This window comes from Spongiactinospora rosea (assembly GCF_003315795.1).
Lineage (GTDB): Bacteria > Actinomycetota > Actinomycetes > Streptosporangiales > Streptosporangiaceae > Spongiactinospora > Spongiactinospora rosea.
The window spans coordinates 1-21,701 of record NZ_QMEY01000041.1; the positions used below are offsets into that span (position 1 = coordinate 1).

Annotated in this window: 21 protein-coding genes and 3 pseudogenes; 11 read left to right on the forward strand and 13 right to left on the reverse strand. The window is 67.9% G+C overall.

Annotation, left to right across the window (positions count from 1 at the left end):
* The 3 genes and pseudogenes from DP939_RS42930 to DP939_RS42940 all read left to right on the forward strand — a co-directional run.
* Positions 1–290 (forward strand): annotated as a pseudogene (locus tag DP939_RS42930) (IS1634 family transposase); the annotation flags it as partial.
* A 317-nt stretch (positions 291–607) separates the two neighbouring features.
* The gene (locus tag DP939_RS42935; protein ID WP_113986610.1) at positions 608–1,117 is read left to right on the forward strand and encodes a DUF5753 domain-containing protein; all 510 of its coding nucleotides are present in this window, start codon (positions 608–610) and stop codon (positions 1,115–1,117) included.
* A complete protein-coding gene (locus tag DP939_RS42940; RefSeq protein WP_113986611.1) occupies positions 1,117–1,311 on the forward strand; it encodes a hypothetical protein in 195 nt (64 codons plus the stop codon). The genes DP939_RS42935 and DP939_RS42940 overlap by 1 nt, the downstream gene beginning before the upstream one ends.
* 488 nt (positions 1,312–1,799) lie before the next feature.
* Here the strand turns inward: DP939_RS42940 and DP939_RS42945 are convergent, their stop codons facing one another.
* The 5 genes from DP939_RS42945 to DP939_RS42965 form a co-directional block, all read right to left on the reverse strand.
* Positions 1,800–2,288 carry a hypothetical protein gene (locus DP939_RS42945; RefSeq protein WP_113986612.1) on the reverse strand — a complete coding sequence of 163 codons (489 nt, stop codon included), beginning with the start codon at positions 2,286–2,288 and terminating at the stop codon, positions 1,800–1,802.
* 183 nt (positions 2,289–2,471) lie between these two features.
* Complete coding sequence (locus DP939_RS42950; RefSeq protein WP_158578987.1) at positions 2,472–2,852, reverse strand: magnesium chelatase subunit ChlI family protein; 381 nt, start codon at positions 2,850–2,852, stop codon at positions 2,472–2,474.
* 142 nt (positions 2,853–2,994) lie between these two features.
* A complete protein-coding gene (locus DP939_RS42955; RefSeq protein ID WP_113986614.1) occupies positions 2,995–4,074 on the reverse strand; it encodes a DUF4192 domain-containing protein in 1,080 nt (359 codons plus the stop codon).
* Positions 4,075–4,295: 221 nt separating this feature from the next.
* The gene (locus DP939_RS42960) at positions 4,296–4,727 is read right to left on the reverse strand and encodes a hypothetical protein (protein ID WP_147268373.1); all 432 of its coding nucleotides are present in this window, start codon (positions 4,725–4,727) and stop codon (positions 4,296–4,298) included.
* Positions 4,728–5,085: 358 nt separating this feature from the next.
* Positions 5,086–5,898, reverse strand: a complete 813-nt coding sequence (locus tag DP939_RS42965; protein ID WP_199565793.1) for a hypothetical protein — start codon at positions 5,896–5,898, stop codon at positions 5,086–5,088.
* A 681-nt stretch (positions 5,899–6,579) separates the two neighbouring features.
* Here DP939_RS42965 and DP939_RS42970 point away from each other — a divergent pair.
* From DP939_RS42970 to DP939_RS42985, 4 genes are all read left to right on the forward strand, one after another.
* Positions 6,580–7,245 (forward strand): hypothetical protein, encoded by a 666-nt coding sequence (locus tag DP939_RS42970; protein WP_147268374.1) that lies wholly within the window; start codon positions 6,580–6,582, stop codon positions 7,243–7,245.
* Entirely contained in the window at positions 7,242–7,667 is a 426-nt protein-coding gene (locus DP939_RS42975; RefSeq protein ID WP_147268375.1) for a hypothetical protein, read from the forward strand. The genes DP939_RS42970 and DP939_RS42975 overlap by 4 nt, the downstream gene beginning before the upstream one ends.
* Positions 7,664–8,068, forward strand: coding sequence for a kinetochore Spc7 family protein (locus tag DP939_RS42980; protein ID WP_199565794.1), 405 nt, complete (start codon positions 7,664–7,666; stop codon positions 8,066–8,068). Before DP939_RS42975 ends, DP939_RS42980 begins: the two co-directional genes overlap by 4 nt.
* Positions 8,069–8,173: 105 nt before the next feature.
* Entirely contained in the window at positions 8,174–10,531 is a 2,358-nt protein-coding gene (locus DP939_RS42985) for an NACHT domain-containing protein (RefSeq protein ID WP_113986618.1), read from the forward strand.
* A 420-nt stretch (positions 10,532–10,951) separates the two neighbouring features.
* On the opposite strand, the gene DP939_RS42990 is transcribed toward DP939_RS42985, so the two are convergent.
* Entirely contained in the window at positions 10,952–12,364 is a 1,413-nt protein-coding gene (locus DP939_RS42990) for a sporulation protein (protein ID WP_113986651.1), read from the reverse strand.
* Between the two features lie 196 nt (positions 12,365–12,560).
* Between DP939_RS42990 and DP939_RS42995 the strand changes: the two genes are divergently transcribed.
* From DP939_RS42995 to DP939_RS43010, 4 genes are all read left to right on the forward strand, one after another.
* Entirely contained in the window at positions 12,561–13,586 is a 1,026-nt protein-coding gene (locus DP939_RS42995) for an NAD-dependent epimerase/dehydratase family protein (protein WP_113986619.1), read from the forward strand.
* A 54-nt stretch (positions 13,587–13,640) separates the two neighbouring features.
* On the forward strand, positions 13,641–14,396 hold the full coding sequence (locus DP939_RS43000; RefSeq protein WP_199565795.1) for a hypothetical protein: 756 nt from the start codon (positions 13,641–13,643) through the stop codon (positions 14,394–14,396).
* Between the two features lie 10 nt (positions 14,397–14,406).
* Positions 14,407–15,774 (forward strand): hypothetical protein, encoded by a 1,368-nt coding sequence (locus DP939_RS43005; protein WP_113986620.1) that lies wholly within the window; start codon positions 14,407–14,409, stop codon positions 15,772–15,774.
* Between the two features lie 140 nt (positions 15,775–15,914).
* On the forward strand, positions 15,915–16,733 hold the full coding sequence (locus tag DP939_RS43010; protein ID WP_113986621.1) for an aminoglycoside phosphotransferase family protein: 819 nt from the start codon (positions 15,915–15,917) through the stop codon (positions 16,731–16,733).
* A gap of 132 nt (positions 16,734–16,865) precedes the next feature.
* Here the strand turns inward: DP939_RS43010 and DP939_RS48980 are convergent, their stop codons facing one another.
* The 7 genes and pseudogenes from DP939_RS48980 to DP939_RS43040 all read right to left on the reverse strand — a co-directional run bounded on the left by DP939_RS48980 (position 16,866) and on the right by DP939_RS43040 (position 21,700).
* Positions 16,866–16,964, reverse strand: a complete 99-nt coding sequence (locus DP939_RS48980; protein ID WP_263972389.1) for a helix-turn-helix domain-containing protein — start codon at positions 16,962–16,964, stop codon at positions 16,866–16,868.
* 3 nt (positions 16,965–16,967) lie between these two features.
* Positions 16,968–17,039, reverse strand: a pseudogene (locus DP939_RS49540) (hypothetical protein); the annotation flags it as partial.
* Between the two features lie 14 nt (positions 17,040–17,053).
* Positions 17,054–17,449, reverse strand: a pseudogene (locus DP939_RS43020) (recombinase family protein); the annotation flags it as partial.
* Positions 17,450–17,806: 357 nt separating this feature from the next.
* On the reverse strand, positions 17,807–20,491 hold the full coding sequence (locus DP939_RS43025; protein WP_113986624.1) for a LysM peptidoglycan-binding domain-containing protein: 2,685 nt from the start codon (positions 20,489–20,491) through the stop codon (positions 17,807–17,809).
* Entirely contained in the window at positions 20,488–20,916 is a 429-nt protein-coding gene (locus tag DP939_RS43030) for a pilus assembly protein TadG-related protein (protein ID WP_113986625.1), read from the reverse strand. Before DP939_RS43030 ends, DP939_RS43025 begins: the two co-directional genes overlap by 4 nt.
* Positions 20,913–21,344, reverse strand: a complete 432-nt coding sequence (locus tag DP939_RS43035) for a TadE/TadG family type IV pilus assembly protein (RefSeq protein WP_199565796.1) — start codon at positions 21,342–21,344, stop codon at positions 20,913–20,915. Before DP939_RS43035 ends, DP939_RS43030 begins: the two co-directional genes overlap by 4 nt.
* Positions 21,329–21,700 carry a TadE/TadG family type IV pilus assembly protein gene (locus DP939_RS43040; protein WP_113986626.1) on the reverse strand — a complete coding sequence of 124 codons (372 nt, stop codon included), beginning with the start codon at positions 21,698–21,700 and terminating at the stop codon, positions 21,329–21,331. The genes DP939_RS43035 and DP939_RS43040 overlap by 16 nt, the downstream gene beginning before the upstream one ends.
* Position 21,701: the final 1 nt, after the last annotated feature.

Consider the following 21,701-nt stretch of genomic DNA (forward strand, 5'->3'; position numbering starts at 1 on the left):
AGATCATCGATCTGCGGCCGGTCTATCACCGGCTCGAAGAACGCATCCGCGCCCACGTCATCCTGTGCTGGCTCGCCCTGCTACTCATCCGAATCATCGAGACCACCACCGGCAGCACCTGGCCCGCTTGCCGCCGCGACCTCGACCGGCTCCACCTGGGCACCTTCACCGGCCCCGCAGGCTTGTTCCGCCAGATCACCGCCCTCACCAAGCCACAGACCGATCTCCTGGCCAAGCTCGACATCCCCCGTCCCACGCAGGTCATCGACCTCCAGCCCGCAGCCCGCTGACCAGCACAAACCCGACCGCCTAGAGAAACGCCTCCAGGCGGGCCACACCCATATCCGCCCAGCTCAGACACCAAATCCGTGCCTCCAGGGCGCCGAATTATGTCGAACCCGGGCCACAGTGCCTTTGAGTGGAGAGTGGTCGGCCCCCTCCGCGCCGCGTCCATGTCCCTCACAATGAGCCGCCGCGTAGCCGGGGCTCGCGATCTCGCCGTGCCGTGTCGCTGGTGTTCGCGCTGGCCGGAGTGTGCCTGGCAACTGTCGGGCTGATGTGGTTCGTGCTTCCCCTGCCTGATCATGGAGGTCCGACACTAGGTAGCGTGGACCAGCTCGCCAGCGGGGTAAGCATGCTGGCAGAACATGGTGGCACTGCGGGCGCCAGTGATCACTCTCCACCATACGGCACCGCTTACCATCGGCTGATCAGCAAGCCGGAGCCGCCGACCACCTGGGGCGTTCTCGACGAGTCGGCCCTGTTGCGTCAGTTCGTTGGCGCAACGGTGATGCGCGAGCAGACCGAAAGACTGATCGAGGTCAGTCAACTGCCGTATGTCCGCGTGCAAGCGCTCCCCCAGGACGCCCAGCATCCGGTCAACACCAGCTCGTTCATCCACCTGAGACTCCCGGAGTTCCAAGACGTCGTCTACCTGGAGCATCTGCACAGCGCCCGCAGGGTCGAAGAGCCGCTACAGGTCCACGGCTATGCGCTGGTCTTCGACCACCTGCGCTCAGAGGCCCTCGGACCGGACGCGTCCAGGGAACTCACGGAAAGGTCATCGATCCGCTCCCGGCCTCGAACGTGGGCAGGGGATCAGGAGGGACACGACTGATGAGCAATCCCCGCGCCATCTGGATGGCGATCATCATCCTCGCCGCTGCGCTCATCGGCATCGCCGGCGGGACACTGGCCCTTATCGGCGGGACCACGGCGCCCGGCGCCATGCTGACCGGCGCGGGAGGGTTCGGCGCCGCCGTGGCGCTGCTGCTGGCGATCGCCTACTTCCTGGACGGCAACCGCCCGTAGCGGCCCGCGTCCGGGCGTAGTGCCGGGGCACGCAACCTGGTGAACAAGACCGCGACCCGAGCACAACGAACCACCGGCGGTGATTGGGCAGATCACATCGAGACCGGCACGGCCGTTTGGGCCTCACTCACCTCCAAAGCCCGTCCCGAAGATGCCTTCACCGCGCGAACCGTTGTGGACGCGATCGCCAACCTGTCAGCGGATGGACCCACGCCGAGATCGCCGCCTTCCTGGGCTGCTCGCCGTCAATAGTCGATGTCCACGTCCTCCGCGGCACATCGCAGGTCGCAGCTGTTGGCAGGCACAGCACGCCGCAGCCGGGCACCGGTGCTGCACATCTCCGGTTGGGCAACTTAGGGATCGGATCATGTCCGCGAGGGGCGCACGGAGGCATACTCTGGTCGAGACCGCTTCCGTCCTTTCTTTGGTCAGAGAGATAGAAGTCCGGTCAGAGGGCCGGTCCGCATGGGCCGGCCCTCGTATCGTCTCTAATCGTCCGCGCCAAGGAACGCTTGGAGCAGGACATAGCCCGGCATCTCCTCGCTCGGCTGGATGCCCACCTCGAAGATCTCCGGCTCCTCGAACATCGGTTCCCCGCTCGGGCGGCGTACGTAGGCCACGCGGCCGTAGTCGATGCCGTCGGCCTGGTCGAAGGTCATCCAGGTGATCGCTTCCTGCTCGCCTTCCCTGAGCGGATGGTTGGACACGGCGCGCATGGCGATCGTGCTCGGCGGCTTGAAAATCCATACCTGAGGGACGGCCAAGGCCCAGCGTACGGCGGCGACCTCGCAGCCCTTCGCCGCCGCCCGTTCCTCGAAGGCCGAGGACGCGTCCCGGTCGCGCAGGTAGTCGTAGTCGCTCAGTACGAGCTTGCGCTGCCCCTCCACTGCCACAATCGCCGGGCAGTCGCGGGCGATGATGCTCTGCTCCAGACGTCGGACCACGTCGAAGAGCAGGTCTGCGGTCGCCTGATTCATCGGCTCACCCGCTCTCATTCGCCATATCCGTCCAGGGCCACGATCGGCAGAGGGGAAGGCGTCGCGCCCACCGCGTCAGCGAAACCGTACAGCAGCCGCCATTGCGGTACCCGACGTCGCACCTGAGCGTATGGCGTCCAGTGCCGTGGGGAGCGGTGAGAACTCCGCCACGGCACGCACGGCTCACGCCGGGGCACCGCCGCCGTTCCGCAGATCCAGCGCTACTGCCGCCTCCTCGGCGGTAGGACGGTCCACCCTGCGTAGGTCGGCCAATGTCCAGACCGCCCGGAGAACCGGGGCGACCGCCGCGACAGTGAGGACTCCGGTAGCAGCGTGACCGGCCAACAGGTCGATGGCCTCGCTGGTGGCACGGTAGGTCATGTGCAGTTCCGAGGCGGGAACATCGGCATTGGTCCACCACGGTGTGCCCGCCAGCCGCTCGGCCGTTCGCTCGCAGACCGCGAGGACCCGAGCGACGGCGCTACTGCCTTCTCCCGCGTGTACGGACTGCGAAAGCGGATGTGTCTTCGCGCAAACGTCGATTCGGCTCAGTAGCCGTGCCATCCGGCTCAGTTGCGGCTCGGCTCGGGGGGACCGATCAGCCGGAAATCGCCGATCTCCCGTGCCACCTCCGCTTGGATGGACAGAAGGTGCGCGATCACGCCGACCACGGCGGCGGAGCCGCATCGTGCTTACCTCATGCCGTTCACCGCCCGTCCGGCAGGATCGGGCGGCTCAGCGGGGAGTTCATCTCCGCTTCGGAAGCCATCTGCTCCGCTCGTGAGCCCCAGTCGATGGCGGCGAAGTTCGGCGGGGTCAGTCCCTTGGTCAACGCATAGCGGATCATGGTCGCCAACCGGTAGTCCGGATCGATGCTCAAAGCCCGGGAGGTCGCGAGATGCGCCAGCGGCAACTCTCCGCGCCGTGCTGCGGTGTACGCGAGCAAGGTCGCCGGTGCTGCGGCGTACTCGGGCTCCACCATGCGCGTGAGCAGGTGCCAGAGCCGACTGTGTACCCGATCGGGGAACTTCCCCAGGTAGGTCATGGCCGCGTCGCGAATGAGCCTTGAGGTGAGGAGTACGCCGAGCCATGCGAGATCGGCGGGTGTGAGGTCGTCGCCGTCCTGGGTGCGTTCGAGCGCCGCGCTGATGCGCTCTGTTCCCTCCTGCCACCAGAATCGGCCATCCTTTGTGGCGAGCAGCATTTCGGCGCGATCGCGGGCTGTCCTTGTGGCTTCCCGCATCGCTTCCCGGAGCGGGCCGTCGATCCAATCCAGGCTGGCGTCGAAGGCTCCGCGGTCCGGCAGTGCGACCATCCCCTCCATGATCGCGTGGGCCTCCGCCGGGGAGGCTGTGATGTCGTACGGTACGCCGTCGGGCGGGCAGCAGGCGGGTTCGGTGCAAATGTAGGACCAGTACCGGCCTTCGTCGCACCGGAGCACTTCTAGTAGGTCAAACCCGGCCGTGGTGAGCGCGCCCGAGGCGGCGTCCATCGTTGGTGTGACCTGTGAACCGGAACCGTACCCGATGAGAACCGCGTACCCGAGCGGCTCCTTTGCAAGCAGTGTGGTGAGCCGGTTCGCGACGTTCGGCGCGTTGCCACGATCGGCCGGGAGGTCGATCCAGACGACGCTGCGAAGGCCACCGTATCCAGGAGTGTTCTCCTCCTGAGGAATGATCGTAAGAGCGACAAGGCTCCTCGCCGGGTGGAAGCCCAGCAGGTACGGCACGATCGCGATGAGGTCGGCGGCGTTCTGCAGCCGCACAACTCGGTTGGGCTCGGACATGATCGACCTCCAGAGATGCGTGTGCCCCGGCCCGACGGCCGGAGGCGGGGAAGTGGAGTCCACGGCAGCGAGGCAGAGGCGAACCTGTGCGCGTTTGAGCTGGGGTGGTGAGAGTCAGATAGGGGCCAGGGCGGATGCAGGACGGGAGCGGAGGCGCGCATCCGCCTCCTGGCCCGCCACCGCGCGTGGCCTGATCACCAGCGCGGTAGGTGATTCGTCCGCTACGAGGAGGAAGGCCGCTCGCTGGGCCATCGTGGGTACTGCAGGTGCTCGGGCCGCACTGCGGAACTCATCGCGTGGATCTCGCAGTCGCGGACGGCTCGACCTTCGATGAAACAGCGCGAGCAGCAGATCAGGCGCATGCGCTGCCCAGAACTGCGGCTGATGTGTGTGGCATCGATCCACAGGTGCGTCCAGCGCAGGCAGCGCCAGCAGAGAATCCGCTCACCGTCCTGGGGTAGCGGATCGACGAAGGCGGGGATCACGTACTCCAGATCGGCGCCGTGATCGGCTTCGGACACGACCGTCAGAGTATGGGGGGCGATCTGGCCGACCGCGACCACGCGCATCACCCGCCCCCGAGACACGATCAGATCATCCAAACTGATCGGCCGTGGCGGGCGCGTGCCACGGTTGGGGGAAGTGTTGTCCATGGTTCCTCCTTTCCAGGGGATGTGGGGCTGAAGAGGCCGGGCTGGACCCGTCGAGGACGAATGGAAACTCGGCATGCGCGCCATGAGCGAGCAGGGGGAAATCACGGCGACCGGATGGCGCCATAGCGGCAATGGCACCGGCCTGGCGAGTACCGACACATGACATCCAGAGCCGGTAAATACATTGCGAGCGCGGTATGTCAGTTCGGCGAGAGCGCGCTCCGTCCCTACTTAAATACGGTGCGTATGCAGGTCGAACCGTCTTAGCAGCACAAGATTCTTCAGACCCAGGCCCGATGGAATCGCGGCAACGAATAGGGGCCTCAGATTGGCTCTGAGGCCCTATTTTGGCGTATGGTCAGTCGCTAGCCGGTTCCGTACCGCCGTACACGAGTGTGTTTCTGGCCTCGTCGAGACGCTCCGAGAGTTCGCGCCATTCGGCCCGTCCTGCGTTACGCGCTCTGATCACGTTGTAGCGCGAACCGTACGCGCCGCCGTGCATCTGCTGAGCGAGTGAGTTGAGAAAGCCCGCACGCCCCAGGTCGTCCGCCTGAGACGCCATCTTGAGGGTGTTCGTGATGATGGGGAATTCACTGCCGTCCCCGAAGGCCGTGCGGAAGATGGCTTCGCTGTTCTGCGCGGCACTGGTGGCCACGGCCACCTGTGCGGCGCTCCCGGCGTCTGGCCGAGCGCTCGTGGCGTGATCACCCGGAGCCGACTCGGGCCGCTCAGGCGCGACGTCCGCCCGGTAGCCGTTCCGCGCGGCGGCATCACGCACGGCCCACCGCTTGAGCGTCGTTCGGGTGATGACCATCTGCCCGCCGTCGCGGCGGACGTAGATCCAGGCTCCCTCTGTGGGCGTTGCCTCGTCCGCCGGTCGGTACGACGCGGTGATGTCGCGCAGTCGTTGGGCGAACATCAGCGCCGCGTCCTGCGTGACGTCGTCCGAGACGTCGTCCGTGCCGTAGGGGGCGTAGCCGGCTTGTACCACCGTCGCGCTGCCGTCCATCCGCTTCCGCGGTCGGGTCGCGTCCACGGTCCGGCAGTAGCCTCGCGCCAGCTTCCGGATGTCCATCCAGTCATCCGCCGTCACGCGCGCCATGTCCTCCGGCGCGAGAGTGGCTCCCGGCACGGTCGTAGGGACGTACTTTCCGAAAACCGCCTTGTCCATGTTTGCTCCGCTCCTTTGTGGCCCACAAGTGCGAGCCACTCCTTTCTTTGGTCACTTCAATTAAATCACGAAGCGGAAGCTAGAGCAACGATTCCCGTGAGGCTTTACCTAAATATGCCCCCCCTGATCAAGCGCGCAAGCGATCCAATTACAGCACAGAGCATCAAAAGAAAAGGAGGGAGCAAGTTGCGTAAGTACTAGCTAGTTGAGGTGGCGCTCGAATACACAGTCCGCGCCAACCATCCAGCACCTCTAATAATTAGGTTTGTTTAAACAGTCGGGGCCGCGAGCGGCTAAGGCGACGCAGCGTCTGCCAGGCGCTCTTTCACAACCAGACCGACCACTCTCAAGCGGCCATACATCGGCGTACGACTGGCTCACTCAATGGCTAAGCCTTACTCCTCGGAATCAGCTTAACGCTTATGCCGCTCACGGCGACATGACCTCCGGTCCCTCGGTAATCCAGTCGGCTGCAAGGCAGCCGTACCAGGCTTCGCCCTCAGCGGGACACCAGCACGCTATCGCGCTGGTCCACTGATGAGCCGCCTAAAGTTGCCGATGCGCGGCAATCCAATAACTTCGCTCAAACCGCTGCCCCGTTGAGCCACGCCGCGCTACACAGGAAGTGTGCCTGGACGGTTCCGCGCAGCAGTGCCCACCACAGTGGTCTCGGCTGTCGCCATGGGGACGCTGGCGGCTGCCTTGGCGGACGGCAAGACGTTGCCGGTCGCATTGTCAGCTGCACTCGCGGCAGTGGCAGGCGGGTTCGCACCCACCGTCCTGGATCGCCTGCGGGAGAGAAGAGCCGCGATCGAGTGCTCCGACGGTGTCGCCGAACAACTACCTGCCGACAGTCCGGCCGATCTGCTCCGGCCCTGGCGGCGGGTGGTGCCCTTCGAAGGCCGCGAACACGAGCTGGCCGAGTTGGCGGCCTGGTGTCGGGCCGATGACGCCGGTACTGGCGAGGCCGGGTGGTTTCGGCTGGTCATCGGGGCGGGTGGGATCGGCAGGTCCCGCTTGGCCATCGAGCTCGGCCTGCGCCTGCGCGAGCATGGCTGGCAGGTGATCCACGTCGCAGACGACCGCGAGGTCCAGGCTTTGTCGGAGTGGCGAGCCGGGCGAGGCGAGTGGGACAGGCCGGTGTTGCTGGTCAACGACTACGCCGAGACCCGCGCTGACCTGCCAGGACTGCTTGTCGATGTCGCTGCCGACGATACTGGGCGGGTTCGTGTGCTGCTTCTGGCCCGCTCGGCCGGGGAATGGTGGCAGCGCCTCGGCGGAGAGAGCGCGGCAGTGCGCCGCCTGATCTACGATGCCGGGCGGGCATCACCCTGTCCGAGCAGGTGACCTTCGGTACCCCCGACCGGGCACTGGCGGCAAAGGCGATTCCATACTTCGCTGCCGAACTCGGCCTGACTGACCCGGAACGAGTGGAGATCGAGCTGGGCCAGGGGCCGCGGCGGGTATTGGACCTGCACACCACCGCGCTGGTCGCGGTGCTGACCCGCGGCGGCACCGGCTCTGGAGATGGGGGCGGCGGTGATGGAGTCGTGCGGGTTCGAGTGGATGACGTGCTGGGCGCGCTGTTGGGTGCTCGGGACCGGAACCAAGCCGCCGCCGTCATGGCCCACCTGCCCGACCGGCCCGCAACGGCCGCGCACGCTCCTCAGCCGGTCGGCGATCGGCTCCGGGCCCGCGCCGCCCAGCTGCGCGGCCTGGCCGAGGATCATGACCGCACCCGGATCACCCTGCAGGAGACGACGACGTGAGCCCCGCCCTCGACGAACGTGAGCGCATCCGCGCCGCCATGGACCGCATCCTGGCAGGCGCGCCGGAGAACTCCACCGGCGCGCTCACGATCGTCGCGCTGGCCCAGGAGGCCGACGTCCCCCGGAACGCGCTCACGCAGCGCCACACGGACCTGAAGAACGAGTTCTATCAGCGGGTGCAAGCCCGCGGGGCCACCCCTGACGTCGAGGTGCGGCTGCGCGAGACGATCAAGAAGCTGAAGAAGACGATCGCGAACAAGAACAAGGAACTCAAGCAGATTCGGGAGGACGTTCCTGCTCTGGTCCGGGCTGTTCACCAGCTCACCCTGGAGAACCAGGAACTGCGCAAGCAGCTGGAGCTGCCAGAACCGAACGTCACTCCGCTGCACCGTCGCCGCTGAGGAGGCGTCAATGATGATCGCTGCCGGCTGTTGGTGATCACGATTCGGCACCGAGATGGGTCGTGATGCCTGCCGCCGGTGCCGGTCGGCGGCGAACATATCGGTGTGAGCCGACGCCCTATCCGCTGGTGGAATCCAGTCGCTCTGCTGGCCATCGTCGCGCTGGTCGCGACGGTGGTCCTGGTATGGCGCGTGCTGAATCCAGCAGACCCGGTCAATACGGCTGATCTGGCCGCGGTCGCGATTGCCGCGGCGGTGGCCGTGGCCGCCGTGGTGGCGTGGGCCAAACGCCGCACCGCCGCCGCAGGAAATCCGGCCGATGTGACCAGAGCCGCCGAGGCGCTGGCCGATCTGGTGCGCGAGCAATGGCAGGACGAAGCCCGCAACCGGCTGCTGGATGACCCCGAACCCATCCCGGTCCGCTGGCACCTCACCACCAACGAGACAGTGATGAGCACCCCCCGGCTGATCAGCACCGCGACCGCATTCACCTTCGACGGCCGCAGCGACGACATCGCCGCCCTTACGCGCGACTTCCGCGCCCTGACCCGGCGGCGGCTGGTCATCACCGGCGGCGCGGGCATGGGCAAAACCACCCTGGCCATCCAACTGCTCCTGCAACTGCTGGCCACCCGCGCCGCCGACCAGACCGGCGTCGGCGAGGGGGAGATCGTGCCGGTGCCGGTGCTGCTGCCGGTCTCCGGCTGGGACACCAGCACCCACCCCCTGCTGCAAGACTGGCTCACCGTCCGCCTGGCCCAGGACTACCCGGCACTGGCCGCCCCGCAGCTCGGCGCCGGCGCCGCGGCCGCGCTCGTCTCCGGCGGCCACATCCTGCCCGTCCTGGACGGCCTGGACGAAATCCCCGCACCCGCCCGCGCCCAGGTGATCGCCGCGCTCAACGCCTCGCTCACCGCCCGCGACCAACTCATCCTCACCAGCCGCCGCACCGAGTTCACCACCGCCGTCCACGAGGCCGGCCGCCCGATGACCGCCGCGGCGGTCATCGTCCCCACGCCCGTCGCGGCGCAGGCCGCCGCCGACTACCTGACCGCCTGCCTGCCCGCCTCCCCCACCGACGCCTGGAAGCAGACCCTGACCGCCCTGCGCTCCCGCACCGTCCCCGGCCTGACCCAGCTCGCCGCCACCCCGCTGGGCCTGTGGCTGATCCGCACCGTCTACGTCACCCCCGGCACCGACCCCAGCCCGCTGACCGGCCCGCTCGGCGGCGACGCCGACGCGCTGCGCGCCCATCTGCTCGACCACGTCATCCCCGCTGTCATCGCCGCCCGACCGCCCAGCACCGACCCCGCCGACCATTTCCGGCCCCGCCACCGGCTCGACCCCGACACCACCTGCCGCCACCTGACCTACCTGGCCCACGCCTTCCCCCCATCCACCACCCGCGACATCACCTGGTGGCACATCGCCCGCACCACACCGCACATCCGATCAACAGTCGGGATCGCGACCGGGATCGCGTTCGGGATCGCGTTCGGGATCGCGTTCGGGATCGCGTTCGGGCTCGCGTTCGGGCTCGCGTTCGGGCTCGTCGGGATCGCGTTCCCTACCGTGTCCGGGATGATCGATATTGCGCTCGCGATTTGGCGCGGGACCACCCCCGTGATCGCGCCCGTGATCGTGTTCGGGCTCTTCGGGCTCGTCGGGATCGTGCTCGGCACCGCGTTCGGGCTCGCGAGCGGGCTTGTGCGCGCCAGGTCCTGGGTTAACGAAAAACCGGGCTACGCAGACCCGAGCCTGCGCGGACGAACATCCCTTCTCTTCCGCTCTCTAAAAGGCACCCTCACGTTCGGGCTCACGGCCGGGCTCGCAATCGGGTTCCTGTCCGGGCTCGCGGGCGAGTTCGTACAGATGTATTTCTATTTCGATTACGAGTTCCATCTCGATGAGTTAAATTTCGAATTCGCGTTCGATGTCGGGCTCCTCGTCTGGCTCGGGACCACACTGCCATACGGGCTGATCACCCGGGCGGAACAACCCACACTCGCATCGACCAGCACACCCCGCACCAGTTGGCGAGCCGACAGAACGCTATCCCTTCTGCGAATGGTCGTGGCCGGGCTCACGGTCGGGCTCCTGGCCGGGCTTCGGGTCGGGCTCTGGATCGGGCCTTCGATCGGAGCCCGAGGCGAGATCTGGGCGGACCTTGTGATCGTGCTCATGATCGTGCTCACGGTCGGGCTCACGTTCGGGCTCGGGACCGGGCTCGGGACCGGGCTCGGGACCGGGCTCGTGATGGGCAACCATCATGCGTGGCTGGTCTGCACCATCGCGGTGACCCAGCTAGCCCTCCAACACCGGCTTCCCTGGCGGGTCATGGACTTCCTCGACGACGCCCACCGCCTGGGGCTGCTGCGCGCCGTCGGCCCGGTCTACCAGTTCCGCCACGCGGCCCTGCATGACCACCTCGCCGCCAGCGACACGTCTGGTGGAGCCTCGTAGTCACTGGTACTGACCGGCAGCTGTTGAGCCTTTCCTTCCGCTTCCCCGGACAACTTCACTGGAGGAACACGCCTCACACCGAGGGATGGCCGAGCGCCTCCGTCGCGTCCTTGCCCCTCATCCGGCCGGGCACCGCCGGACATCTGGACGTCGGGAAGACAGCATTAAAAAACTTCAACACGCAGACTTGACGGGGAAATAGATCCATGCTTGGAACGCGTCCTGCTCGACCGGGGTGCGCTGTCTGGTCACGTCACGAGCCCTTCAGGCCACACGGTGGGGTTGGCCTTCACCGTAACTGGCGGGTGTGACCGTTTCTCCTCTCCTCGACGCCTGCTTGCCGGCGCAGGCGCTTGCCGTTGCTCATGGACGCACGGTCCTTCCGGCCGGGGAATCGGGGGCGTGCTTGCGGGCGTGGCTCTATGCGGGGGTGCGGAGCTCTTGGCGTACGCGGCGGCGGAACTGGCGCACGCTGGATTCTGCATCCCATGGGGTCAGAGCGTGGAGGAGGTCGTTGACGTAGGTGAGCGATCGGGTGGAGGCGACGCGGGAGAGGATGTCCACGGCGCGGTGGCCGTATTCCAGCCCTTCGTCGAGACGGCGGGCCTGCAGGTGGGCGGATCCGACGATGGCGTTGCGCATGCCGGCCGAGCGCGTGTAGGTGAGGGCGGGCATGGTGGCCATCTCCTCGAACCGCATCACCATGTGCGGCATCTGCAGGTCGCGGTGGATCTCGGTGGCGTCGGCGGCCAGCCGGGCGTGGGTGAAGAAGTCGATCCAGACGGGGTCGCCGTCGTCGGGATGGGCCTGGCCGAGCAGGGTTTCGGAGTGGGCCAGCGCCAGAGCGGCGGCCCGGCGTGCGCAGGCGCGCCCGTGCCGGCGGGCGGCGCGGGCGTGGGCGCGGGCCTCGACCAGCTTGAAGAACGCCAGCGTGCGCGGGGTGGCCTGGTCGCGGGCGCGCTCGTAGGCGCCCTGGGCCATGTCGATGGCGTCCTCGACATGGTCGTTGAGTCCGGCCTGCAGCGACATCGAGGCCAGCACGTAGCCGCCCAGGGGCACGTCGCCGGCGGCGCGGGCCAGACGCAGGGCCTGAATGTAGTGCCGCTGGGCGCCGGCCTGGTCGCCGACGTCCCAGGCCGCATATCCGGCCAGGCGGCCGAGCTGGGCGGTGGCGGAGAACAACTCGCGGCCCACGGCGTCGGTGTAGCTGCCCTTCAGCAGCGGGACGGCGCGCTCGCGCAGGCACGTGGCCACCAGACAGGAGCCGAAGGAGCCGCCGCCGTACTTGGAGTCGATGTGGCGGGCGTGCTCGACCGCGTCGCGGAGTTCGGCGAGGTCGGCGGTGCCGACGCGGCGGCCACGCGACCGCGGGGGCTGGAGGGCGGCGTCGGCGTCGGCGGGCTGGATCAGCCACCGGGTGCTGGGCGTGGTGAAGGCCGCTGCGGCGAAGGCGAGGCGGCCGAACGCGCGGCGGTTCACCTGGTCTCCCAGGATCCACCAGGCGGCGGCGACATCGATGGCGCGGGGAAGCTCACGAGGGAAATCCAACCCGATCTCGGGGGAGGTTGTCGCCGGTTGCGGCATGCCGATTTCGGCCACGCTGACGGGTCGGCCGAGCCGTTCGGACAGGGCGGCCGCGATCGCCTTCGGGGTGGGCCAGCGTGGGATCATCCCGGAGATCCAGTTGGCGACCGAGGTGTGGGTGTAGCGGGCGGCCTTGCCTTGGGCCTGGCAATGCTGATTGACCCGGGCGGCCAGCGCCTTGTGGCTGGCGCCGGATTCGGCGATCAGTTTCTCCAGCGCGAGGTTCGGGGGGTGTCCCGATGCGGCCACGACGCCTCCTGGAGGCTCGGCGATGCGCTCCCGCGAATGCCACATACGGTAACGTCGGCGGAGCAGCCGGTGAACCTGATCGGCGATTTGTGCGCCCCCTCATGCGCCCTCCCGGCCGACCCCTTCTCTCCGGTTTCGTGGAAGGCACCAGCCGACCCCGGATCGGTCGGCGTCACAAGCGAGGAGGTGAGCGCGCATGTCCCTGCACCAGCTGACGGGCATGACCGTGCTCGTCACGGGAGCCGGAGGACTGATCGGCAGCCGCCTGACGGCGCAGTTGCGCCGGATCGGCGCGCGCCCGCTGTCCCTGTGCAAGATCGACGCCTATCCCCGGCAGGTGTATCACGACCACTTCGGAATCAGCCTGGACGACCCCGACTTCCATGTCGGCGACATCGCCGAGCCCGGCGTGGTGGACAAGCTCATCGACGGCTGCGACTACGTCATCCACGCCGCGGCCCTGGCCGACGTCGCCGCCTGCACCAGGCGCTCCGTGGACGCCATCAAGACCAACATCGTCGGCACGCAACGGGTGCTGGATGCCGCCGCCGCGACGCCGAGCGTGCGCCGGGTGGTGTTCGTCTCCTCTGCCAGCGTCTACGGCAACCAGCCGCCGGGCGAGGACGGGCACGCCCCGTTCGCCGAGGACGCGCCGCTGCAGCCGGTGTCGATCTACGGCAGCACCAAGGCGTGCGGCGAGTTCCAGACCGCCACCGTCCTGGGAGAGGCGGGCACCTCGTACGTGATCGTCCGCTACTTCTCGGTCTACGGCGAACCGCAGGTCGTCAAGGAGAACAGCCACTCGTGGGTGGTGGCCTGGTTCTGCATGCGCGCCGCCCTCGGGCTGCCGCTGCACCTCAACGGCGGCGGCCACCAGGTACGCGACCTGGTGCACGTGGATGACATCGCCACCGGCACCCTGCACGCCCTGGTTGTGCCCGCCGCGCACAACCAGACCCTCAACATCGGCACCGGGACCGGGACCACCATCCGGCAGGTCGCCGACCTGGTCCGCCGCCACTACCCGGACGCCACCGTCATCGACACGCCACGGCCGCCCGGCGACCCGCTGGGCGGCTACGCCTGCACCCGACGGATGACCGCATTGCTCGGCTGGCAGCCCGGCATCACGGTCACCGAGGGCGTCGCCCGATACGCGGCATGGCTGAAAGACACCCCCTCGGCCGTCCCCTCCTGGCTGCGTCAGCCGGCCGCCGCCTGAGCCGTCCCCTCCAACCGGCCGCCCCGGGCGGCCCCCTGCCCGGGGAAGAAGCCCATGCCAGCACGCTCGCAGCCTGCCGTCTCGCTCCGGGAGTCGGCCCTGCAGCGGCGCCTGCCGCCGCACCAGGTCATGGACCAGCCCACCCTCACCTGGATCGCGGCCAACCGGCCCGCCGAGGCAGCCCGCACAGTGGCCGTGCCCGATCCGCCGATCCCGCTGCTGCCCGAGCCCGGCTGGTTCGCCCGCGAGCAGGCCGTCGACGGCATCCACGGCGTACGGCACAACGCGCGCGTCTACCTTCTGGCCGATCTGCTGGCCCGGTATTACGGCCTGCACGACGAGCAGCGTGCCGCTCTGCGTCTGGCGGCGGCCGTCCACGACTGCCGCCGCCACAACGATCAGACCGATCCGGAGCACGGGCAGCGGGCCGCCCACTGGCTCGCCCGCCACCACCAGGCCGTCACCGCCTCCTTCCACATGAGCCTGCCAGCCGGGGCGGTGACGGCCGCCTGCGCCGCCATCAGCCTGCACAACATCGACTACACCGCCTTCTCGGCAGCTCAGCGCAAGGCGTACGCGCGGGCCCCGCGCCTGACCGACCTGCTCAAGGCCGCCGACTGCCTCGACCGCTACCGGCTGCCCCTGGACCGCTGGTGGCCCGATCTCGCTCGCCTGCGCGTGGATGTGCCCGCCTGGATGTACGGCATCGCCTTCGACCTGATGCTGGCCAGCGAGCAGGCACGGCTGGATGGCGCCGGACACCACCAAGCCCTCACCCACGCCCGCCACACCATCTCCCACCTGCGCTAGGAGCACATTCATGGACACTGACGCCTCCCCCATCGCCGCGCCGGTCGCCACTGACCCGCTCTGGGAGAACGCGCACACCGACTACAGCCCCGGCCACCGGCCGCGCCCGGCCCCGCGCGGCCTGGTCGCCGACGACACCGAATGGCGCACCTACCTCCAGCAGGACACCCCCAACGGCTGGCTGCTGCGCGCCGGCTCGCTGCTGGAGACACTGGCCGACGGCCGACCGATCTACCTCATGCACACCACCGCCTACCTGGAGGCCATCCGCGCCAGCGGCCAGCTCTACCAGGCCCCCGGCTGCATGGTCGGCGCCCTGTACTGCGTCCTGCTCACCCCCGGTCCCTCTGGGCTTCGGCCGCACAACCTGGGCGCCTGGCTGCTGGAGAACAAGTCCCACCGGGACATCCTGATCATCGAGGTCACCCCCGGCGGGCCGGTCCCCGCCAAGGGGATCGACTACCTGCGGCTGGGCACCGTGCACCTGACCGCCTACCTGGGCCACCGCTCCTTCCTCACCCCGGCCGAGGACAACCAGCTTCGAGGGGCCGCAGTACAGCGGGTACGGCAGGCCGCGAGTGTCCTGGACATGCTGCTCGGCGTCGCGTGCGGGGCCGACACGCCTGCCGACATGTTCCTCGACCAACTCGCCGCCGCGGTGCCGCTGGTGCCGTTCCTGGGCTACCTGTACTTCGAGGCGACTTCGGAGTACCTGATGCTGCACTCGACCGGCCCGCAGACCCGCGCCTGCGCCGAGGCCGGGGAGATGAACACCCTGCTGTCCAAGGACCTGGCGTTCGCCGCGGTGGACACCATGGGAGAACTGTTCGACCTGGCGCTGTTCCGGCCCGGCCACGCCCGGCTCTGCGAGCTCATCGGGCAGGTCGAACCCGGCCTGGTCGACGGCGCGGCCGAATACGTCCGCCGCCGCCTGGCACACCTGTTCGCCTGCGCGGCGCTGGACACCTCCCAAGACGCCGCCGCCGTCACCTTCGCCCAGACCACGTTCGACACGCTGGCCTGCACGGCCCCCGGGCTGCTGGGCCAGATGCTGTTTCGGATGCTGCGCGCCAACCCCCGCTACCCGCAGCTGTACCCGGCCTTCGAGCAGCCCAAGGCGAGCGGCGCATCCGCCTACTGGAACGCCCACGGCATCCCCGCGCCGTTCAACGGGGTGATCCCCAAGGGAGAGATCGGCCTGAACATGGCCTGGCCCGCCGGCGCCCGCGTCTGGACCGCCGACATCAGTCAAGGGCTGCTTCACCCCGCCGAGGAACTGCCGCTCACCCTGGTGCCACGCCTGTCGGATCTGCGTGACACCGCGCTGGGCCACGCCCGCTTCGCAGCCGCCGACACCGGACGACGACGCAACCACTAACTCCCGCGCCCGATCTCCGCTCGCCCTGAGAACAGGCCGCGGCCTGCGATAGTCTCAGCCCTTTCCTTCCCCTTCACCAGGGACGTGGCCGCAGGACATGCCGCCCAGCGGCCAAGGCACAGAAAGGGCGAAGCGGACGCATGACGGCTGGCCGATGCACCCACAGCCTCGACATTCGAGACGACGTCGTGATCAAGCGCTACACCTCCTGGGGACGAGGAGAGCCCCACCGGGAGTGGGCGGCGCTCATCCTGCTCGCCGAGCACGCGCCCGATCTCGCGCCCGCGCCCGTCGAGGCCGCACTCGACGCGGACCCGCCCATGATCGTGATGAGCAGGCTGCACGGTACGGTTCTGCGCGGTCGGCACGCCACCGGCGAGCAGATCAAAGCCATGGCCGCCGCCCTGAACCGGCTGCACCAGATCCCGGCCCGTGTGGTGGATGAAGTCGAGCCCGCCCCCTGGGGGCCGGCGGCGGCCGTGGCAAAGACCCGCGCCTGGGCCGACAAACAGCCCGACCTCGGCGACGATCCCCTCGCGCAGGAGGCGTTCCGCGCGGGAGCCGCCTGGCTGGCCTCCACCGCCCCCGACGAGCTGATCAGCAATCCGCTGCCGCCCGTCCTCGGACTGGCGGACGGCAACCGCGCCAACTACCTGTGGGACGAGCACGAGCGCCGGGTACGGCTGATCGACTGGGAAGACTCCGGCCGCAATGACCGAGCCTTCGAGCTCGGCGAGGTCTGCGAGCACATCTCCCGCCTCGACGGCATCCTGGACGCCGAGCAACTCCTGGCTCACCTCGAACTGACCCCGGTAGAAGCCGAGCGGGTGCGCAGTTTCCGTCTCCTGATCGCGCTGGGCTGGTTCCTCCAGCTCGGCCCCGGCGGGCCGGCGACACCTCACAACCCAGCCGGCACCCTGGAGCGGCAGGCCGAGAGAATTCTGCACCTGCTCGATTGACCAGTGTCCCGTCTCAAACGATCTTCTTCCGGTGGTGGGCTGTGAGCTGGGGCGATGGAATGTGAAGTGAGACCGTTGGCGGCGGTGGTCTCACTTGACGTTGTCGGCCAGCTCGGTTTCGGGCTGGTTGTCTCACTTGACGTTGTTGGCGGCGGTCGGTTCGCCGTTCCAGTCGAGGTGACGGTAGAGGGTGGCGCGGGAGACTTTGAATCTCTTGGCGATGATGGTCATCGAGATGCCGGAGTCGCGTAGCTGTCGGGCCTGCTCAATCTGCTGGGGAGTGAGGGCTGGCGGACGGCCACCCATGCCCCTCCACGGGCTCTGGCCATCAGCAGGCTGTCGTTGGTGTTGGCGATGACGAAGTCCTTGTTGAGGTCGGCGAGAGCGTTGAGCATGGTGAACAGGTCGCGGCCTTCGAAGGATTCGCTGTCGATGTTCTGCTCAATGGCCTGGAGTCGGATGCCGCGATGGGTGAGTTCGGTGCCAAGGACGACGAGGTTCTGGAGGGAGTAGAACAACCGGTCGAGCCGGGTGATTTTCAGGGTGTCGCCGCGACGGAGGTCTTTGAGCATGAGGTCGCGTTCGGGCCAGATCGCTTTGTGGCCGTTGGCTCGTTCGGCTCGGATGTTCTCTGCTGGGACGCCGGCCTCGATGAGGGCGTTGATCTGCGGGGCGGGGCTCTGGCCGAGGACGGTGCGGGCGTATCCGAGCGTGATCGGAGCGGAGGGTCGGGACGTGGCGGTCGTATGTCACTGGAGTACTAGTCGGCGGCTGGGGACACGTTCGGTTGCGAGCGAAGGGCCTACTCGACCCTGTCAGCGGATTGCCCGTCACATAGCGTTACTGACATTTCATGTCGCGAAGCGCTGTCACGGTCCTGTCGTCCAACACCGCCTTAACGACGCCCTCGGTAGCGCCCAGTTGCGCGACCTGGCCATGGCTGAGTTCACCTTGCCTCAGCAGGGTGGAATCGGCCAGATCCTCGGCGACTCTGGATGATCTGCGGGGCAAACTGGCCCGTCCACCGGCACGCAGGTGTGATCAGGGACTTCCTCGACCTCACCTCATGACAGTCACTTGGCCGCCCGGACGCTGCGTGGAAGGGCCTTGTTGATGATCGCTATGGTCTCCGCCGAAGGAGCGGCTCCCAAGGCTGCGAGCCGGCTCTTGAAGTGGCGGGCCCGTAGGCGGGCCTCATCACGGCGTCCCAGTTGAAGCAGGAGCCGAATCGCCGCTGTGGCCGCCTGCTCTATGTCCGGGTCAAGTGTGCCGGCCTGTTCGTACACATCCAGCGCGCGTTCGGTCCTGCCCGCATTCTCATGGAGCCGTCCGAGCTGCAGTAGCGCGCGTACGCTGGCGACCGTCATCGGCCAGCGGAACTCCTGGTCGATCCACCAGTACTTCAGCCCGTTCGCGAGAATCCCCCGGCACTGCCCGGCCACCGCCTCCAACGCTGCGACCTTGGCCTCCTCGTCAGGAGCTTCGCGGGCGGCTGTCATCGCCCGCTCGAAGATCCAAAGATCGACCGTCACCTGTTTTGCTTCGATGCGATAGGTCTTGCCTTCGAGTTCGATGAAGGTCGCCTCCTTGTCGCTCATTCCCGTTGCCTCACGCAAGGCCGCACGGATGTCCTTCAGCGCACTGTGGAACCGATAGCCGGCCAGCGGCTCATCCACATCAGGCCAGAGGTAGGCGCAGATCTCCTGTCGTTCCAGTCCCGTGGGGCGCAGCGCGAGAAGGACGAAAAGCTCCAACGCCTTGGTGCGCCCCGAGATATCAACATTTTCGCCGTTCGCCTCGATGCTCGGTTCGCCGAGGATGCCGAACCGTACCGGCCGCCCGTCGGACACATATCTTGGCAACGGCAGGTCCGCGTTCCGCTGCGGCCGATTGTCGGCGAGGCCGTTTCCCGCGGCCAGGTGTCTCAGGAGGGACGTCGCATCGGTCTTCGACACACGGATCAGGGACGCCCCATCGAGGCGTTCGCTCTGTTCGCCGACAGTACGTTCGGCCTTGCCGTTTCCATCGAGGTGGCAGGTAGAGCCCGGTGGCCATTCACCGAGCACCAGCGCTCCGATCCCGAATCGAGGAGCCAGCTCCATCAGCGTGGAAAGGTAGGAGTGATCGCCCTCCGGAAGCCGGGCGACCAGCAGGAGAGCGGGCAGCGGCTCGTCCGGTTCGGCGGTGCGTAGTGCCGGGATGTCTTCGGCGTCGTAGTCGCGAAGCAACCGGCGCCGGGTGACGAACTGCTCCTCCAGCCGGTCGATCGCGTCGCTCACCGACGGGACGAGTCGCAGGCCGGGCAATTGGTCCAACAGCGATTCGATCGGCTCGCCGAACAGCTCCACGCAGTCGTCTCGCGGGATGATGATCTCGGCGCGGTGCTGGTCGGCTTTTGTCAGGAGATCGAGGATCATCGCCCGGGCGCAGCCGGCGGCCCCGGTTCCGGTCAGTCCCAGGCTCAGTCCCGACAGTTCCAGCTCTACATGCTCACTGATTCGCACGTTGCCTGGTGGTGTGACAGAGAAGGCGCCTTTGACGAGGCTGAAGTCATCCGGCGGTGATTCGCCGTGAGGTGTGCTCCCTTCTGTATGTGCCCGCACCAGGGCCTGCACCGCTGGGGGAAGCGGCTGCTCCGCGTGTACGCTCACGCGCTCGTCAACCTCAGGGGCTTTGAGGCGACGCCGGTAGTACAAGCGCGCGGAGGCGAGCGCGATCACGATTCCACCGGCGAACGAAAGGGCCACCAAGCCGTTGCCGGGAAGCTTCACGAGGGCAGGAGAACTGGTGGCGGACGACGGGCAATCGGCCTGCTGTGCGACCGCGGCGATCTCCGTCAGCTCGCTCGCGTCGGCCGCGGCGAACCGCATGGGCGGCATCATCGCCGGCTCAAGGAAGACCGGCTTGCCCGCGGACTTATCGGGAATGGCCAGCCGCCACCCCGGCACAATGGTACGCGGATCGGTCAGGCGGCGACCGTCATGCTGCACCCGCCCCTTGTTGAACTTGATGATCTCCCGATACCGCTTCCCATCCCCCAGATATCTGTCAGCGATATCCCACAGAGTCTCACCGTCGGCCACCGTGTGAATGGTGCCGGACGGCTTGCCTCCGGCATCCAACTCGATGGCGTCCGGCGGCATACGAAGCACCCAGCCCGGACGCAACCAGTCGCCTTCCGCGAAGGTGTGCCCGTCCGTCATCACCCGCCCGGCGTTGAGCCGGGCGATCTCCTGGTACCGCGAAGGGTCGCCCAGATGCCGCTCGGCGATCGACCATAGGGTGTCGCGCGGCTTGACCACGTACGTTCCAGACGGCTGGGGGGCGGTTTCGACGGACTCCGCCGCGGCCTCCTCCCCGCCGGTGAACGAGACATCGGCAGTGGACACCGTGGCCGCGTTCGCGATGCTCGCGGTTGCGACCGGCGAGGCGGTCGTAATGGTGAGCATGGCGACCAGATAGGCGGCGAAGCGCTGGAATGGCGCGTGGCCGGCCTGCCGCGTCCTTCCCCGTGCCATGGCGACCAGTTCCAGCAGAACCGCCCAGGCGAACAATGCCCAGAAGCCCCACACCACCAGTAGCAGCAGCGGCTTGAGCACCTGCGGCTCCGCCGGGGTGACCAGGTCTTCCACCCTCGGTAGTTCGATCGGCCAGAAGAATGTCAGCAGCACGGCCGGGATCCCGGCGAGCAGGGTGACCAGAGCCACTCCCGCCGCGATCGCGGCGGCAACCGGGTGGCGCACCTCGAAGGTCGTCATTGTTCTCCCTGGTCGATTCCCTGAAGCAGTGCGGCTGTGGCGGTGGCCGTCGCCGTCACCTCGCCAATTCCGATCATGGAAAGCAGCACGGTGGGCCGGGAGACGGTGACCGAGACCTGCACGGCTCCGCCCGCGGGCATGGACGCGTCGCCGCTATGACCGACCGATCGGAGGTAGGCCTGTACGCCTGCCATCGCCTTGGCCCGATCGATCTGAAGGCGTCCCCCGTGGCGGTAGGCGTGATCCAGGCTCACCTGGCCCGCGCCCGCCCGCGCGGCCTCCTCCGCGACTGCGTACGCCTCGCGATACGCCTGGATCTTCGCGCCGCCGTCCACGACCAACCCGGCACAGACCAGCAGCGCGAAGGCGAACACCGCCACGAACAGCGTGATGGAACCCTTCTCACCGATCCCCGACGGCCTCACGAGTCGTCACGTCCGCGATAAGGATCAAGCGGGCTGACAAAGGTGCTCCTGAGTGTCTTGGACCCGGGCATACCGGGCAGCGCGATATCGGCCAAGGCCACGTCACAGACCACGGTCGCCGACACATTCGCCGACGTACCGACGGACCGGGAGAATCCACCGGTGCTCACCGTCACCGACGGCGAGCACTTCAGTCCCTCCCTCACAAGGGCCTGGCGTGCACTGGAGAGCGCGGCCCGGTGGGCCGCGTTCGGACCTCGCGCGATGGACGCCTGCCGTGCGGCGTCCCTCGCAGCGGCGTCGATACTGCCCGCGGCGATGGCGATCCGCCCCGCCGCGATCATTACGACGAACATCGCGATCAGGGCGGGTCCCAGGATGGCCGTCTCCAGCGTCATGGAGCCGCGGTCGCTCACCCCGTCGTCCACCTCTCCACCGGTGCCCGGGCGACCTGCTCGACCGTCCTCGGCATCAGCGGAACCAGGCTGATCGCGTCCCCGCGTACGGTGACCACCAGCGTGTTGCCGGCTCGGGTCACCCGCACCACCGGCGACTTCAGGAAGGCTCCACCCGCCTTCTTGATGAAGCGATCGGCCACGGCTTTCCCGGCCACCGCTCCGGCCCCGTAGGACCGTCCGGCTCTGAGCCCTTCCTGCGCTGCGGCCAGAGCGACGCTGCGCGCGTGGAACCATAGCGCCGTGTTGATCGCCAGGAGGAGCAGCAGCAGGATCCCCGGGTAGATCACCGTCGCTTCCAGCGTCGCCGAGCCACGATCACGGCTCATG